A 15,941-nucleotide genomic window follows, 5' to 3' on the forward strand; every position below is an offset into this window, starting at 1 on the left:
GCGCCCCGTTTCCATGCGGGTTGCGGGGTGCTAGAAGATGGCAGTCCAAGCAACAGAAGGTGATGACATGACCCAAAACCCGCAGATCACCCCTGAATGGATTGCCGTCGATTGCAGTGCCACGCAGATGCGCGCAACGGCCATGGGGGCGGCTGGCCCCTTGGCCCAAGCCACTGGTGAAACCAGCAAGGATTTGGAGGCCGCGCTGCTGTGCCTGATTGCGCCTTGGCTGTCGGCACAGACCACGCCTGTTATTGCCTGTGGTTGGGATGCGGCCCCGTTCCGAGCCGTTCCTTGCATGCCTGCCGATGCGGCCACGCTGGTCGATATTCCGACCGAAGATGCGCGAATTTCCCTGCGCATTGCCCCCGGCCTGTCCCAAACCAACCCTGCTGATATGATGTGCGGTGAAGAGACTGTGATCGCAGGGGCCTTGGCGCTTAACCCCGATTTCGACGGCGTGATCTGCCTGCCCGGCCTCCATTCCAGATGGGTCCATGTCAGCGCCAAAGAGGTGGTCAGCTTTCAAACTTTCCTGACCGGAGAGCTGTTTTCCCTACTCTCGCAGCCAGACGATACGCTTGACGGGTTTGATCCCACAGCCTTTGAGGCGGCCTTATCCGAGACGCTCTCTCGCCCTGAAAAGCTGGGGGCAAAGTTGTTTTCCTTGCGGGCCGAGGTTGCGCTTATGGGGCTGTCGCCACGTGCCGCGCGCAGTGGGCTGGTCGGTTTGCTGATCGGGACCGAGCTGGCCGCCGCCAAGCCTTATTGGCTCGGTCAGCCGATTATCCTGATCGGGGCGCCGGGGCAGTGTGACCATTATGCCCATGCGCTGCGGCAACAAGGCATCACCCCCGCCACGCTGGACGCAGGGGATTGCGCGCTTGCGGGGCTGTCCAAACTGCGCGGTTTGCTTTGACGGCCACAAAACCCAAATTGCCACCCTTACAATTCAACGATTGACCGTCGCGCTGCGCATCCGCAAATCTGCGCACAAATGTGACGGAGACCGGCCATGACCAAATCCCCCCTGTTCACGCCGGTGCTTATTGCCGGCTGTGCGATCTTGATGATCAATTTCGCGATCCGCGCCAGCTTTGGCGTGTTCCAGATCCCGATCGCGACAGAGTTTAATTGGCTGCGGTCGGATTTCTCGATGGCGATTGCGATTCAGAATTTGGCGTGGGGCATCGGGCAGCCGGTCTTTGGCGCATTGGCCGAACGGTTTGGTGACCGTCGCGCGATTATCGCAGGCGCACTGCTTTATGCGGCGGGGCTGGTGCTGTCATCCTTGGCGGTGACGCCGGGGCAACATTGGCTGCTGGAGATTCTGGTGGGCTTTGGCATTGCGGGTACCGGCTTCGGCGTGATTTTGGCGATTGTGGGGCGGGCCTCCTCGGCCGAAAATCGCAGTTTGGCCTTGGGGATTGCCACGGCGGCCGGCTCGGCAGGGCAGGTGTTCGGCGCCCCCAGCGCCGAGATTTTGCTGCAATTTTACAGCTGGCAAACGGTGTTCGTGATCTTTGCTGTCGTCATTCTATGCGTGCTGTTTGCGTTGCCATTTCTGCGTGCGCCGATCACGGCAACCAAGGAAGAGCTGCAAGAAAGCCTTGGCACTGTGTTGCGCAGCGCGTTCAAAGACCCGAGCTACACGATGATATTCCTAGGCTTTTTCTCATGCGGGTATCAGCTGGCATTTATCACCGCGCATTTTCCGGCCTTCGTGACCGAGATGTGCGGGCCGATCAACCAGGCGGGATATCTGGCGGCGATCGGGATTTCGTCCACCTCGGTGCTGGGGGCGGTGGCGATTTCGGTGATCGGATTGGCCAATATCGCGGGGGCGATCTATGCGGGGTGGCTGGGCAATCGCTATTCCAAGAAATACCTGCTGGCGGGGATTTATGCGGCGCGGACGGTTGCGGCGGCGGCCTTTATACTGGTGCCGATGACGCCCGCGTCGGTCTTGGTCTTCTCCTTGGTGATGGGGTCCTTGTGGCTGGCGACGGTGCCGCTGACATCGGGGCTGGTCGCGCATCTGTTCGGGCTGCGCTATATGGGCACGCTTTACGGGTTTGTGTTCCTGAGCCACCAGCTGGGGTCGTTCATGGGTGTCTGGCTGGGCGGCAAAATGTATGACCTGACCGGCGATTACACCATGGTTTGGTGGATCGGGGTCGGCGTTGGCGCGTTTTCGGCGCTTGTGCATTTGCCAATTCGTGAGCGGCGCGTCGGTCTGGCCGCGGCGTAAAATGGTGCTTGGCCCTTCCCCTTGGTCACGCTTTGGGGTAAGGCGCAGACGGACATAAATGGAGGCCATGATGGGCTATAGAGTCGCTATCGTTGGGGCCACGGGCAACGTGGGCCGCGAAATGCTGAATATCCTCGCTGAGCGGGAATTCCCGGTGGATGAGATTGTGGCGCTTGCGTCGCGTAAATCCATGGGAACAGAAGTCAGTTTTGGCGACAAGACCTTGAAATGCAAAGACCTTGATACCTTTGATTTCACCGGCTGGGATATTGCGCTTTTTGCCGTCGGCTCCGATGCGACCAAGATCTATGCCCCCAAGGCAGCTGCTGCGGGCTGTGTGGTGATCGATAACTCCAGCCTGTACCGCTATGATCCGGATGTGCCGCTGATCGTGCCAGAGGTGAATGCCGATGCGGTGGTTGGCTATACCAAAAAGATGATCATCGCGAACCCGAACTGTTCGACCGCGCAGATGGTTGTGGCGTTGAAGCCTTTGCATGACCGCGCGACGATCAAGCGGGTTGTGGTTTCGACCTATCAATCCGTGTCCGGTGCCGGCAAAGAAGGTATCGACGAGCTTTGGGACCAGACCAAAAGCATCTATAACCCGACCGACAACAAGCCGCCCAAGAAGTTCACCAAGCAGATCGCTTTCAACGTGATCCCGCATATCGATGTGTTCCTCGATGACGGCTCCACCAAGGAAGAGTGGAAGATGGTCGCGGAAACCAAGAAGATCATGGGCAAGGACATCAAAGTCACCGCGACTTGCGTGCGGGTGCCGGTGTTTGTTGGTCACGCCGAATCGATCAACATCGAGTTCGAAGAGTTCCTGGATGAGCATGAAGCCCGCGATATCTTGCGTGAGGCGCCGGGCATCATGGTTGTCGATAAGCGCGAAGATGGTGGCTATGTGACGCCGGTGGAATGCGTCGGCGATTTCGCCACTTTCATCAGCCGTATCCGGCAAGACAGCACCATCGATAACGGCATTAACCTGTGGTGCGTTTCTGACAACCTGCGCAAGGGGGCTGCATTGAACGCAGTGCAAATCGCCGAGGTTCTGGGCCAGCGTTGTTTGAAAAAGGGCTAAGGCCCGCGTGACGGATCTATCTTGAAGCCTCGCCCTTTTGGGGGGCGGGGTTTTCTTTTGGCTAGCCGATCAATTCGCGCAGAACCTGCATCATGTTGGTGAACCAGCCAGAGGCGCTGCCTTGGACAATCTGTAGCCAGCCTTTGATCAGCGTCTCATTGCCGAGCAACCACTGTAAAAAGTCATGGCTAAGGATCACTGTTGTGCCGCCTTTCCCAGCAGCATAGACCGCCCGGCCAGCAGCCCCGAGCATATTCCACACCCGTCCACGCAGCATTTTCTCGCCGATCTCGGCTGATGGCCCCTCGCCCTTTGCGGCGGCAAGATCATCCGCCATGGCGGCTTGATCCTCAACGTCCAGCGCCAATGGCTTGTCTTCAAGGCTTGTGACCAGCGGTTCGGCGGCGGCGACCTCATCGGGGCGGCGTTGGCCGGTTAGGCCTGCCAGCATTTGCGCATGAATATCGGCCCCATTGAGGAAACCCATGAAAAACAGCCCATGCGTTTCCACGACATCCTGCAAAGGGGCGGCGATCAGCGGGGGTATCACGTCATTGAAGCGACCGTGCTTTTCGGCCTTGGCGTCGGCCTCATAGGCCACGCGCAGGGTGTTGCCCGCCGAATAGAGCCGCTTGAGGCGTATCTCGGCCAAGGGCTTGGCGATCTGGGTGCGGTAACGTTCGGCTGAGCGGCGCAGCGCGGCCCATTCGTTCGAGGCGCCGATCGCCTCGATCAGGGTTGCCGCCTTATCGACGAGGTCTTCGCGCAGCCCCTCTTGGTCTTCATCCCCGCCAATAGGTGCGCTGTCTTGGGACCGCATCGGGCCATCAGGCGGCAGGACGTATCCGGGGGCCAGTGGCGCATCCGCCACGACCTCACCCGGCGGCACCCAGCCCGCGTCGATCAGGTCCAACAGGGCTTGCGCGCGTTCTTGGCTGTCTTCGATCTCTGAAATTGTGGCAACCCGTTCGTCTGCTTTGGCCGCGGTGCAGTGGCGAAATGTTAGCAAGAAGGGTCCCGAGGTCGCCATCTTTGTTGCATAGTCGCGCAGCAAGCGGATGTCGGAAATTTGGGTTCCATCGAGGAGCAGTGCGACCAATGTACCCAAGGCGTTGATGTGGGGAAGTGCTGCCTCTGTAATTTTCGTATTGGAAAGGACCAGCGCCTCTAATTTGTGATGGTTCCGAATATGTGCGATGCCCGCATCCGTGACTGGCGTGCCGGCTAAACCGAGAGTTCGTAAATCTGATAAATTGCTGATTTGGGCGAGGCTTGCATCTGTGAGACGCGTGTTCCTGAAATCGAGTTGCCCCACCCCGGAAAGCTCGGCAATGCTGGGGGGCAACTCTTCGAGCGCGCGGGTTTCGTCTGTATCGAAATCGAGGTCGAATTCACCGCTCCGCTTCGCCTCCTCAATCATCCGTTCGGCGGCGGCATAGGCTTTTTCTGCGTCTGTCATGCTCTGCCTTTCTTGCGGGTGGTCGGGGGGCGGCCCCCCGACCTTAGCCTAGATTTTGACAAAACGACCCATGGCGGGGTCGTATTGCTCCAGCGCGCCCTCTCCCACATCGGTCCAAAGCCCGTGAATCGTCAGGCGGTCATCCTCGACGGCGGTTTTCACGAAGGGGAATGTCATCAGGTTTTCAAGGCTGATCAGCACCGCCTCTTTTTCCAGGGCACGGGTGCGGTCGGCTTCATCAACGTCCTTCACGCGCTCAAAGCCGGGGCGCAAGATGTCCATCCAGCGGCCCACAAAGCTGGAGCTTTCCAAAAGCTCGGGCGCGGTGCCGCTGCACATATCATGACAGCCCTTAATCCCGCCACAGTTGGAATGCCCCAGCACAACGATATGCGCGACTTTCAGCGCTTGTACCGCGTATTCTACCGTGGCCGAGGTGCCGTGATTCTTGCCGTCCGGCGTATAGGGCGGCACGAGGTTTGCGATATTGCGGTGGATGAAAAACTCTCCCTCATCCGCGCCAAAAATCGAGGTGACATGCACGCGGCTGTCACAGCAAGAAATCACCATCGCGCGAGGGTGCTGGCCGGATTCTGCAAGCCGCCGATACCACGCCTTATTGTCGGAATATGTCGTTGCGCGCCAACCATGATAACGTTGGATCAGGTAGCTCGGCAGCGGTTTGGCGTTTTGCATCAGGTGCTCCTTGGTCAAGTGGGGGAGTATTAGGGGCTGGTTTAAGAAAATTCGAGAGGTTTCGTACTTTGGCTGCAACCTTTTCTTCAGGTCTTTTGGTCAAATTGGCCCTCGGTGTGTTGGAGTATGAGGGTAAAATGAGTGCAACGATAATGGAACTTAAGCCGAACGACCGGATTTGCCAGGATGCAGAACCGATTGCCCTGATCTATCGGTCAATGGGCACGAAGGTTGCCGAAGAGGTTGTAAGTCGTGCGTTGACCGAACTTACCCTGTCGATGGCCAATATGGCGGAGCAGGTAGAGGGTAAGGACCTGTTGAATCTGGCGCGCCGGTTGCGCCGGTTGGAACGTATGGCGACGCAATTGGGGCTTGTTAGCCTTAGCCGCGTTGCGATTGACGTGCGCAATTGTCTGGAGGCCGAGGATGTTACGGCCTTCTCGGCGGTCTGGGCGCGGCTTTTACGGGTCGCAAAGCGGTCTTTGGCGGCCGAGAGCGGCGCATTGGATCAACAGATCTAGGCGCCTTACGGAGAAAAATGGCAAGGGGCCGGTTTTTGGGTTTCGGTTCGGGGTTGAAACGTCCTAGGCTCTGCGAAAGTGCCTAAGAATGGAACCTCTGAAATGCTTGAATTTGCCCCTGCTGAATGTGCCTCCCGGCCAATCCATATTGTCCCTGCGGACGCTTTGGATGATTGGCTTGCCACGCAAGCGGCCCCCGTGCAGGCATGGTTGAAGACGACCGGCTTTAAGGCGGGTCTTGGGCAGCTTGCGTTGCTGCCGGGGGATGATGGCGGGGTCGGTGCGGCTGTGCTTGGTTATGGCACGGCAAAGGCACGGGCCCGCAGCCGTTTTGGCATGGCGGCTTCCTTGCCTGCGGGCGACTGGCATTATCAGACCGATTTGACCGGTGCGGCCTTGGATGAGGTGGTTCTGGCCTGGTTTCTGGCGCAGTACCGTTTTGACCGTTATCGCAGCGATGCAAAAGACCTGCCGCGTCTGAAAGCCCCCGCAGGGGCGGACAGCGCGCGCCTTCTGGCCATGGTCGAGGGCGAGTTTTTGACGCGCGATCTGATCAATACCCCCGCCAACGATATGGGCCCGCAAGAGCTGGAAGATGCGTTTTGCAAGCTGGCAGAGCAGCATGGCGCCAAAGTGCAGGTGACGCGCGGCGATGATTTGCTGGGACAAAACCTACCGATGATACATGCTGTCGGGCGTGCCTCAACCCGTGCGCCGCGTTTGCTGGACATGCGCTGGGGGGATGCGGGGCCGCAACTGGTGCTAGTTGGCAAGGGAGTGTGCTTTGATACGGGCGGGCTGGATATCAAACCGCCGGCGGGCATGCTTTTGATGAAGAAGGATATGGGCGGGGCGGCGACGGTGCTGGGCCTTGCGCATATGATCATGGCGCTGGGCTTGCGGTTGCGCTTGCGGGTGCTGGTGCCCGCGGTGGAAAATGCGATCTCTGGCTCTGCGATGCGGCCGGGGGATATTCTGACCTCTCGCAAAGGGTTGACGGTGGAGGTGAATAACACCGATGCCGAGGGGCGCTTGGTTCTGGCCGATGCGCTGGCGCTTGCGGATGAGGGGGATGCCGATCTGGTAATCTCGATGGCGACCCTGACGGGGGCGGCGCGCGTGGCCGTCGGGCCCGATCTGGCACCGTTTTTCACCGATGATGACGGGTTTGCGACCGCTCTTTCCACGGCGGGTGTGCAGGCGCATGACCCGGTTTGGCGCTTGCCGCTGTGGCCGGGCTATGAAGCGATGATCGAGCCGGGCATCGCGGATCTGGACAATGCGCCCGCTGGCGGTTTTGCCGGGGCAAGCACGGCGGCCCTGTTCTTACGACGTTTCGTGGACAATCCGGCCTATGTGCATTTTGATATCTACGGCCATCAGCCGACAGCCGCCCCCGCCCGCCCGAAAGGTGGCGTCGGGCAGGGCGCGCGGGCGATTCTTGCCGCCCTGCCGCAGATGCTCGGGAAGGAATTGTGATGGATGCGCCTGTGTTTGACCGGCGGTTGACGCTTGCGAATGAGCGGGTGGCCGATATTTCCCTTCAGGGGCAGGTCTCTGCCCCCGCCTATGCCTATGCGGTCCCATGTGAGGTTGCGGTGCCGGTGGTTGATCTTTTGCGCAGCCCCGACGGCCCGCGCGACCGTCAGCTTTTGCTTGGTGACGGGTTTGAGGTGATTGAACAGCATGGGGGCTTTGCCTTCGGGCGGGCCACCAAAGACGGCTATTGCGGCTATGTCCCGGAAACGGCCCTTTGCGCGCCAACGCGGGTAACCCATTGGCTCGCCGCGCCTGCCAGCCACCTTTATTCGGAGCCGCGCGCGCAGGCCCCGCAATCGGTGGGTATCAGTTTTGGCACGCGCCTGCACGCGATTGACCCGTCGGGGGAATTTACCGAAACCCCGCACGGATTTGTGCCAACGGGGCATTTACTGCCCTTGGGCAGTTGGTACAGCGATCCGGTAGAGGTCGCGCGCCTGTTTCTGGGTACCCCGTATCTTTGGGGCGGAAACAGCCATTCCGGCATTGATTGCTCTGGCCTGATACAGCTTTCGCATCTGGCCTGTGGGATCGACTGCCCAGGCGATAGCGACATGCAAGAACGTATGGGCCAAGCTGTGCCAGAGGGCGAGGCGGCCCGGCGCGGTGATCTTTTGTTCTGGAAGGGCCATGTTGCGATGATGGTCGATGCTGAGCTGATGATCCACGCCACCGGTGCCTTCATGGCGACTGTGATGGAACCCGCCGCCGAGGCAATCACCCGCATCCGGCACAACGGCAGCGGAGAGGTGACGGCGCGGCGCAGGCCAAGGGGATAGGTTGCCCTGCGCTTGTCCCCCAAGGGCGGTTTTTGTTGGCCGATTTGCCGCAAACCCGTAAAGAATTATCCTTAACGCCCCCTTTTCGGGGGTTTTGCGTACCAAGGCCTTGACCTAGGCCTATGAAAATGGCCGTTCTGGGAAAAATGAACCAAGGAAGAGAGCGCAGCGTGACAAACGTTCTAGTAAACCGCCGGACTTTTTTATCTGTTGCGGGTACCGCCCTTTTGGGGGCCTGCGCCAACAGTCAGGCGATTATCCCATCAGCCGGTTTTATCGAGGGCTATGGCCCGGTCTATGACAGCGGCTATGCCCTGCCGGGCGTTCCCTCCAGCTATTTGCAAGGGGTGAACCGTCAGATCACGGGCACCTATCTGGGGGAACAGCCTCCCGGCACCATCGACGTCGATCCCTATGCAAAATTCCTCTATTTCGTGCGTGAGGGTGCCGATTCTGTGCGCTTTCCAATCGGGGCAGGTCGCGCCGGGCGCAGTTTCTCGGGCGATGGGGTGATCCGCGTCAAAAAGAAATGGCCCGGTTGGACGCCAACCAAGAACATGCTGCGCACCGAGCCAGAGATTTACGGCCCCTTTGCACGCGGCATTGCCGGTGGTTTGCGCAGCCCCTTGGGCGCGCGTGCCCTGTATCTGTACCGTGGCGGGCGGGATACCTATTACCGCATCCACGGCACCAATGCGCTTGATTCTGTTGGAAACTCCAGCTCGGCCGGTTGTATCCGTATGTTCAATCAAGACATGATCGCGCTTTATGAAATGGTGCCGCTGGGCACCCGCGTTCATGTCCGCTCTGAGGCGGAATCCCTGCGAGTGGACCCTGAAAACTTCGACCGTGGCCAAGAGGTTCCGGCCCAACGCGTTGATCCTGAGCTGGTCTATGGTGAGGAAGCGCTTGCCAATGATCGCAGCCCGGATTTCGAAGATCCGCGCGACGGCATGGTGCCGGGAATGGATGCAGGCAACGTCCCGCTTTGAGGCGGGGCAGGGCACTGCGGCGCAAGATTATTGTTGGTGAAGCATGGGGGTGGCCTGTATAAAGGCGGCTCCCATCCCTCTTGAAGGAGCGCAAGAGAGACATGAGCGCAAGTACACCTGTTCGCCCGACCCTTCCGGTCGATATCCTGTTCCGTAAAGGGGGCGAGCCGCTGGTCTGTTTGACGGCTTATACCACCCCTGTGGCCCGGCTTGTGGACCCGCATTGCGATGTGGTGCTGGTTGGCGACAGTCTTGGCATGGTGCTTTACGGGTTGCCTTCTACGCTTGGTGTGACGATGGAAATGATGATCGCCCATGGGCAGGCGGTGATGCGGGGCATCACCCATGCGATGCCGGTGATCGACATGCCCTTTGGCAGCTATGAGGAAAGCCCCGGGCAAGCCTTTCGCAACGCCAGCCGCCTGATGGCGGAAACGGGCGCGCCGGCGGTAAAGCTGGAAGGCGGCGTTCATATGCAGGATACGATTGCTTTCTTGACCGCGCGGGGTGTGCCGGTGATGGCGCATATCGGCCTGACGCCGCAGGCGGTGAACACGCTGGGCGGCTATAAGGTTGTGGGCCGTGACGATGAGGCCGCGCAGGTGATGGCCGATGCCAAGGCGGTGCAGGCGGCGGGGGCGTTCTCGGTCGTGCTGGAGAAGACACCCGAAGGGCTGTCGGAGCGGATCACGCAGGCGCTGACCATTCCGACGATAGGCATCGGGGCTGGCGCGGGCTGTGACGGCCAGATTTTGGTGGTTGATGATATGCTGGGCCTGTTCACCGATTTTCAACCCAAATTCGTGAAACGCTATGCTTCGCTGGGACAGACTGCCTCTGATGCGATTGCCGATTACGCGGCTGAGGTTCGCACCCGCGCCTTTCCAGCGCCAGAGCATTCCTTTGCCGATGTCTTGCCTGCAAAAGGTGCGGAAAAATGATGCCGCAGATCGTGCGGGATGTGTCGCAGTTGCGTGCGATTGTGGCGGGGTGGAAGGCCGGGGGCGACGCCGTTGGCGTGGTGCCAACGATGGGTGCCTTGCATGAAGGGCACCTGAGCCTTGTACGGGCGGCCAAGATTGATTGCGCACGGGTGATCGTGACGATTTTCGTCAACCCCAAGCAATTCAACGCCGCCGAGGATTTGCAGAAATATCCGCGCACCGAAGAGGCGGACGCCGCCTTGCTGGCCCCCCTGGGTGTGGATGTGATCTTTGCGCCACCGGCCGAGGCGGTTTATCCGCCCGGTTTTGCCACGACAATTTCGGTTACGGGGATTTCCGGCCCTTTGGAGGGCGCGCATCGCCCCGGCCATTTCGATGGGATGGTGACGGTGGTGGCCAAGCTTTTCGGGATGACGGCGGCGGATCGGGCCTATTTCGGGCAAAAGGACTGGCAGCAGTTGCAGGTGGTGCAGCGCTTGGTTGCGGATCTGAATTTGGCCGTCAAGATAACCGGATGTGAAACGATCCGCGAGGCGGACGGTTTGGCGATGTCATCGCGCAATGGGCAGCTTTCGGCAAAGGCGCGGGCCTGTGCGCCTGCGTTGCACACCGCCATGCAGCGTGCGGGGGCTGCCATTCGCGGCGGCGCGCCGGTGCCGATTGCCATGAGGGCCGCAAGGGCCGAGGTGTTGGCCGCAGGCTTTGACGAGGTGGAATATATCGAGCTACGCTCTGCCGTGATGCTGGAACGGGTTTCACGGCTTGACGGGCCGGTGCGTATGTTGGCCGCCGCCATGATTGGCGGTGTGCGCCTGATTGATAATATCGCGGTGTAATCGCCTGTTGCGACGGTTTTTCGCGAGTGGGGCTGGAATTGGCTGTGCCGCCCGCCCATATTTTATGAGTATTTACATCGGAGGCCGTGATGGCAGATTTCGACAGCAAGATCCGTGAAAGTCAGGATCAGGTGGCAAAGGTGCAGACCAAAATCTCTGCGATCACCAGCCAGATTGAGGCGGGGGACACAACGATTGATGTGGAAACCGCCACGCTGGAGGATGTCCATCAGCACACCGAATTGATGAACGCCAATATCGCTGATCTGATTATGGGCCTCGATGATGTCACAGCCGGTTTCAGCCGTGATTTCGATGAGATGCGCAACAAGACCGGGATGGAAAGCTTCATCGGGATTTTTTCCAGTGCCAAGTCGGAATCGATGCGGCAAGAGCGGATGCGCACGGCCTCTATCGACGATAAACTGCAAGATCTGATCGCGAAATCCGATGTGATCGTCAAGCTGTTGCAGGGTCAGCTGGATTTGCTGAATGCGCAGAAAACCAGCGTCGAAACCAATCTGACCGGCACGCTGACAGAACGCGAGGCAACCGTGGGCAGCCTTGAGTCCGTGCGCGCCGAAATCATGGGGATGGACCCGCAGATTATTGCCTTGGAAACCAAGATCAGCGTGGAACAAGACGCCGCAAAACGCACCAAGCTGGAAAGCGAGCTGGCCGCGCTCAATACCCGCTATAACGCGCTGGTGCAGCAAGAGCAGGTTGATCTGGCGAAATCGCAAACCCTGGAGCGTTATATCGAGAAGGGCAAAACTTGGATGGACAGCCTGCAAAATCAGGCGGCGACCCAGATGGTTTTGATCAACAAATTGCAAACCGATACCAAGCAGCGCGTGGTGCTTTATGATGCGCTGACCTCCAGCCTCAAGACCGCGCAGCAGCAGGATGTGGCGCATCGCATCAATGAAATCGGCGTGAAAACCGACCAAGAGGCGCAGGCCGCGATGGCCGCCATTGGCACCGCCACCAACAACCGGATGGCCGATATGATGGAGGCGCACGGCGACCACATGGTCTTTGCGCGCAAGGTTCTGGAGGCGAAGGCCAAGGCGGATGAACGTTTTGCGCGGCGGTTTGCCTCTATTGTGGAAAAACACGACAAGAACCAATACGGCGGGTAATGTGAACGGCTTAACCGACGATCACGCAGAGCTTTACGACGCGGCCATCATCCGGCGTTATTTCGACAAGTTTGACAAGATCACGGGCCATCTGGGCCGTGTCGCCGCCGAGTTGGAGCGTGAAGGCCAGCTTTCGCGTTTGGATGCGCGGGTGATCGGGGGGTATATCCAGCGGCTGAACCTGACGTTTCAGGCGTTGGGCTATAAATACCTGATGGCTGGGCGCATCGACGGGCCTTTGCCCGGTAAGCTGACGTTTGACCGGCACGAAAGCGGCTTTCCTGTCGCGCAGGAATTGCTGGTCATGGCCAACGACGCCCAGCAGGCCGAGCGGCACCTGTCGCAGCTGCCGACCGAGGTTGAGCTGAAGGATGAGATGATCCGCCAGATCGTCGGGGAGCTGGTGATCCCGACACGGCTGCAATTCACCCTGTCGCAACGGCTTTACTATGAGGCCCTGATGCAAGGGGTGCCGTTCTGGGCACGCAATGATCCCGACGTGCAATGGATGGGTGAGGACCGTGGCCGCCGCTCGTGGCTGGTGCATTGGGCGGTTTACGATACGCAAACCAACCTGCCGGTGATCTATCTTTTGAATGTAGAGGATAGCGGCAAAACCTCTCTGCCGCGCGACGACCGGCGCTGGCCGCAGATGCAGGCGCATCTGATGGCGCAATCGGTGGACGGGCTCAAGCTGGTGACGATTGCCAAGGGGTTTGATACCGATTTTGACGACCTGCACCCCAAACGGCTGCGGCGGATTCACCTTGGGCCGATGTATTCCAGCAGTTTCACGCTGCAATCGGGGCCGATTTCCGATGTGCTGGCGGCGGCAAGGCCCGAACCGGGGCAGGATTGGGCGCTGGTTTGGACGCTGGAGGATTTGCTGGCCGAGCGGGAGGAAACCGTGAAAACAGGCTGGTTTTCCTCGACCGAGCGGCAGATTTTTGCCACTGGTCCGTTTGGCGGGCCGGGGCTGGCCGATATTGGCGCGACGGCGATGACGCGCATGTTGGTGATGCCGGAACGCCCCTATCAGGCGCTGGCCGAAAAGCGCCCCGCCGGTTTTGCGGATGTTCGCAAATTCGTGGTCGGCGCCGGTGGCCGCATCATCGCGCAGCGGTAATTGCAAGGGAATGCAGGAATGACAACACGCGACACGATGGAACTGCGCGAAGAGGATATCACCGCGCATTACCCCGCCGCCACCGAGATGTTGACGGGGCTTGACCATACACCGCGCATCGCCACCCCGCGTGCGGTGGCGCCTCGGGAAAGGTCGCCGGGCGTGGGGTTGGGGGCGCGCCGGTTCCGGTCAACCACGCCGGGGCTGGTGACGCGACCAACCGCGCGGCCCGATGCTGTGCGCCTGTTGGACCGGATTTGCCAAGATGATGACCCGTTGATCTCACCGGTGCAGGCCACGGTTGCGCAGGGCGTGCGCCGTGCCTTGGCGATTGCGCTGGCGGTGGGGCAGGAATACGCCCGCCAGACCCCCTTGGTGGAGTTGAAGCAAGCCAACCTTGAAGGCCGGTTGCCCAGCCCAAGAAAGCCCGAGTTTACCGAGCTGTTGGCAGCCGAGGCCTTGGCCGTTCTTTATACCTTTGGCAATGCGACCGCCTTCCTTCTGGCCGCGCAAACCACCGAACGTGTGGTCGAAATCGGCCCGGCAGAGGAGGTGCTGACCGATAACGCCCCCCTCGCTCTGCACGGCGCGATATGGGAGCTGGACCAAGCCATCGCCGCCCATGCGCAAGAGGATGCAAGCCTTGTCGCCACGGTGCTTGCCTATGCCGAACAGCTGATGGCCAGCGTTGCCCTGCGCGGCCAAGACGCCCCCCGCATCGCCGCTTTTGCCTCCGCCAGCTGGCGGGTTGAGGCGGACGGCCTGACCATTGCAGGTTTCAAACCGGCGCGGGCCGCCAAAAGTACCGCGTTGACGATGACCTTCAAAAAGCCAAATGAGGTCGTGGGCAACCATATCGCCAAGCACCAATCCTTGCGCTTGGCCAAGATGTTGATGGCTTATGACTTTGACCGCAAGCTGAACCCCTTTGCCGAGATGGGCGGCTTTGTGTTCACCTTTATAGGCGATGGCGCGCCGGGGACCGGCAAGACCACGTTGATCCAGATGATGGCGGGATTGCTGAATGACTACTGCAAGGTGGCGGGATACCCCTTCCGCTATCAGAATTTTTCCATTGACCAAATCGACAGCTATCAGGGCAAATCGGGGCAGAACGCCAAGGCCTTTATCAGCACTATTCTGGACCCTGCCGTGATCGGTTTTGGCACGATTGATGATATTGACCAGATCGCGGGCAAGCGCGGGGACAAGCAATCCTCGGCCGGTCAGCAAGAGGTGACAGCCGTCTTTATGGAGGCTTTTGCCGGCGCCAATACGGTGGTGCGCGGCAATTGCACCTTTGGCATGTTCTCTAATTTCCCCGAGAATGTCGATGATGCCCTGCGCCAACGTGCCGCCGCGCGCTTTTTGGTCGACGGGCCACAGACGCGCGAAGATTACATCGATATTCTGGCCCTGCTGATGGGAAAAAACCACGATATCCCCTTGGGCGCGCATGATCTTTTCGCCGCCCAAGAGATGAAGCGCGCTGTTGCCGCCAGCTTTGATCGCCACGCCCGCCCGCATGAGGACGGCCTTTTGCGCGTCTGGGACGGCGTTACCCGCGACATCGGCCCGCTTGATACCATCGCCAAGCTGGGCACCTATCTGAAGGCGATTCAGACCGCCGATCCGCGCTTTACCGGCCGGGCAATCAAGAATATCACCGATGCGGTGAAAGTGCGCGCGATGGATTTTGATCTGCCGGATGAATGGATGGAGGCGCCGGACCTGTTCTTGTTCAAACCCTATGATGTAAAACTGGCGATGATCCGCGACATGACCCAAAAGATCACGGTGGATATGGTGGTGCAAGAAATCAACCGCTATGCCGATAGCGAGTTCCGTTATGCCGATAAATCCGATGAGGTGGCGATTGCCAATATGGTTCGCGATTTCGCGCGGCAAGAAGAGGCCAAGCGGCGGTATCTGGAGGGGAAGGGGTGATGGGAATTATCGGCATGCTTAATACTTGGAACGCATGGATAGCCAACCATCAAGCACTTGTCGTTGCAGTTGGCATTCCGATTTTGACTGCCTTGGTTACAGTAATCATTGCATATTTCACTAACAAAGCGAATTTGAGAGCCCAAACGAGAAACCGAGAGCTACAAAAGCAGACTAGATTATTTGACTCGCGCGAAAAGAAAATCAGTGAGCTTCGAGAAGCATTTACTAAACTGGAAGCAATTAGCTTCTTCATGTCGTTTGATATGAGCCAAGGAGTTTCCAGCAGTGAGATCGGTAAGATTTCATGTGAGCAGATGAATCAGTTTGTTAGGGCTTTTACTGAGATTGTGCCAAAGATTCAACTTTTGTTGCCTCAAGCCGATCCGGATTATACCGCGCTGTCGGAAGCTATGTGGCGAGATCTGAAGAAGCAAGCGAGTGGCGTAACAGAACCGAACGATGCCACTTTAGAGCCCTTCGTTACCGTGGCGGGGCGTGTACTGTCGAGGTTGGAAGAACAATCAAATGCGGGTTTGGAGAAATCTAATGTTTAGGGTTTCCTGTATCGTCCCCTGCCGTGACTCGGGTCAGCCATTTCAGAAATGCCGATTCG

At 59.2% G+C, this 15,941-nt stretch carries 15 protein-coding genes; 13 read left to right on the forward strand and 2 right to left on the reverse strand.

All coding sequences use genetic code 11. The annotated features are described in order from the left end of the window. The first annotated feature begins 67 nt into the window (after positions 1–67). The 3 genes from EOK75_RS10855 to EOK75_RS10865 all read left to right on the forward strand — a co-directional run bounded on the left by EOK75_RS10855 (position 68) and on the right by EOK75_RS10865 (position 3,344). A complete protein-coding gene (locus EOK75_RS10855; RefSeq protein WP_137193966.1) occupies positions 68–919 on the forward strand; it encodes a 2-dehydro-3-deoxygalactonokinase in 852 nt (283 codons plus the stop codon). 96 nt (positions 920–1,015) lie between these two features. Next, a complete protein-coding gene (locus tag EOK75_RS10860; protein WP_137193967.1) occupies positions 1,016–2,251 on the forward strand; it encodes an MFS transporter in 1,236 nt (411 codons plus the stop codon). Positions 2,252–2,321: 70 nt separating this feature from the next. Beyond that, on the forward strand, positions 2,322–3,344 hold the full coding sequence (locus EOK75_RS10865; protein ID WP_137194375.1) for an aspartate-semialdehyde dehydrogenase: 1,023 nt from the start codon (positions 2,322–2,324) through the stop codon (positions 3,342–3,344). Between the two features lie 61 nt (positions 3,345–3,405). Here the strand turns inward: EOK75_RS10865 and EOK75_RS10870 are convergent, their stop codons facing one another. Together EOK75_RS10870 and EOK75_RS10875 are read right to left on the reverse strand one after the other, a co-directional pair. Beyond that, positions 3,406–4,803, reverse strand: coding sequence for a leucine-rich repeat domain-containing protein (locus EOK75_RS10870; protein WP_137193968.1), 1,398 nt, complete (start codon positions 4,801–4,803; stop codon positions 3,406–3,408). 48 nt (positions 4,804–4,851) lie between these two features. Next, positions 4,852–5,499 (reverse strand): carbonic anhydrase, encoded by a 648-nt coding sequence (locus tag EOK75_RS10875; RefSeq protein ID WP_137193969.1) that lies wholly within the window; start codon positions 5,497–5,499, stop codon positions 4,852–4,854. Positions 5,500–5,636: 137 nt separating this feature from the next. Here EOK75_RS10875 and EOK75_RS10880 point away from each other — a divergent pair, with 137 nt between their 5' ends. The 10 genes from EOK75_RS10880 to EOK75_RS10925 all read left to right on the forward strand — a co-directional run bounded on the left by EOK75_RS10880 (position 5,637) and on the right by EOK75_RS10925 (position 15,882). Next, a complete protein-coding gene (locus EOK75_RS10880) occupies positions 5,637–6,020 on the forward strand; it encodes a hypothetical protein (RefSeq protein WP_137193970.1) in 384 nt (127 codons plus the stop codon). A 102-nt stretch (positions 6,021–6,122) separates the two neighbouring features. Next, positions 6,123–7,499 (forward strand): leucyl aminopeptidase family protein, encoded by a 1,377-nt coding sequence (locus EOK75_RS10885; RefSeq protein WP_137193971.1) that lies wholly within the window; start codon positions 6,123–6,125, stop codon positions 7,497–7,499. Then, positions 7,499–8,338, forward strand: a complete 840-nt coding sequence (locus EOK75_RS10890) for a C40 family peptidase (RefSeq protein ID WP_137193972.1) — start codon at positions 7,499–7,501, stop codon at positions 8,336–8,338. Before EOK75_RS10885 ends, EOK75_RS10890 begins: the two co-directional genes overlap by 1 nt. Positions 8,339–8,508: 170 nt before the next feature. Beyond that, entirely contained in the window at positions 8,509–9,330 is an 822-nt protein-coding gene (locus EOK75_RS10895) for a L,D-transpeptidase (protein WP_240793964.1), read from the forward strand. Positions 9,331–9,431: 101 nt separating this feature from the next. Continuing rightward, complete coding sequence (gene panB, locus EOK75_RS10900) at positions 9,432–10,271, forward strand: 3-methyl-2-oxobutanoate hydroxymethyltransferase (RefSeq protein ID WP_137193974.1); 840 nt, start codon at positions 9,432–9,434, stop codon at positions 10,269–10,271. Further along, positions 10,271–11,110, forward strand: coding sequence for a pantoate--beta-alanine ligase (gene panC / locus EOK75_RS10905; protein ID WP_137194376.1), 840 nt, complete (start codon positions 10,271–10,273; stop codon positions 11,108–11,110). The genes panB and panC overlap by 1 nt, the downstream gene beginning before the upstream one ends. A gap of 89 nt (positions 11,111–11,199) precedes the next feature. After that, positions 11,200–12,252 carry a hypothetical protein gene (locus EOK75_RS10910; RefSeq protein ID WP_137193975.1) on the forward strand — a complete coding sequence of 351 codons (1,053 nt, stop codon included), beginning with the start codon at positions 11,200–11,202 and terminating at the stop codon, positions 12,250–12,252. A gap of 1 nt (position 12,253) precedes the next feature. Then, positions 12,254–13,378 carry a hypothetical protein gene (locus tag EOK75_RS10915; protein ID WP_137193976.1) on the forward strand — a complete coding sequence of 375 codons (1,125 nt, stop codon included), beginning with the start codon at positions 12,254–12,256 and terminating at the stop codon, positions 13,376–13,378. A gap of 18 nt (positions 13,379–13,396) precedes the next feature. Beyond that, complete coding sequence (locus EOK75_RS10920) at positions 13,397–15,325, forward strand: AAA family ATPase (RefSeq protein WP_137193977.1); 1,929 nt, start codon at positions 13,397–13,399, stop codon at positions 15,323–15,325. Next, positions 15,322–15,882 (forward strand): hypothetical protein, encoded by a 561-nt coding sequence (locus tag EOK75_RS10925; protein WP_168199212.1) that lies wholly within the window; start codon positions 15,322–15,324, stop codon positions 15,880–15,882. Before EOK75_RS10920 ends, EOK75_RS10925 begins: the two co-directional genes overlap by 4 nt. Positions 15,883–15,941 lie beyond the last annotated feature (59 nt).

The organism is Pseudorhodobacter turbinis (genome assembly GCF_005234135.1).
Taxonomy (GTDB): Bacteria; Pseudomonadota; Alphaproteobacteria; order Rhodobacterales; family Rhodobacteraceae; genus Pseudorhodobacter; species Pseudorhodobacter turbinis.

Coding starts and splice junctions, on each gene's coding strand:
- panB (WP_137193974.1), top strand. CDS start 9,432: ATGAGCGCAAGTACACCTGTTCGCCCGACCCTTCCGGTCGATATCCTG.
- EOK75_RS10870 (WP_137193968.1), bottom strand. CDS start 4,803: ATGACAGACGCAGAAAAAGCCTATGCCGCCGCCGAACGGATGATTGAG.
- EOK75_RS10910 (WP_137193975.1), top strand. CDS start 11,200: ATGGCAGATTTCGACAGCAAGATCCGTGAAAGTCAGGATCAGGTGGCA.
- EOK75_RS10890 (WP_137193972.1), top strand. CDS start 7,499: ATGGATGCGCCTGTGTTTGACCGGCGGTTGACGCTTGCGAATGAGCGG.
- EOK75_RS10875 (WP_137193969.1), bottom strand. CDS start 5,499: ATGCAAAACGCCAAACCGCTGCCGAGCTACCTGATCCAACGTTATCAT.
- EOK75_RS10855 (WP_137193966.1), top strand. CDS start 68: ATGACCCAAAACCCGCAGATCACCCCTGAATGGATTGCCGTCGATTGC.
- EOK75_RS10860 (WP_137193967.1), top strand. CDS start 1,016: ATGACCAAATCCCCCCTGTTCACGCCGGTGCTTATTGCCGGCTGTGCG.
- panC (WP_137194376.1), top strand. CDS start 10,271: ATGCCGCAGATCGTGCGGGATGTGTCGCAGTTGCGTGCGATTGTGGCG.
- EOK75_RS10920 (WP_137193977.1), top strand. CDS start 13,397: ATGACAACACGCGACACGATGGAACTGCGCGAAGAGGATATCACCGCG.
- EOK75_RS10885 (WP_137193971.1), top strand. CDS start 6,123: ATGCTTGAATTTGCCCCTGCTGAATGTGCCTCCCGGCCAATCCATATT.
- EOK75_RS10865 (WP_137194375.1), top strand. CDS start 2,322: ATGGGCTATAGAGTCGCTATCGTTGGGGCCACGGGCAACGTGGGCCGC.
- EOK75_RS10880 (WP_137193970.1), top strand. CDS start 5,637: ATGAGTGCAACGATAATGGAACTTAAGCCGAACGACCGGATTTGCCAG.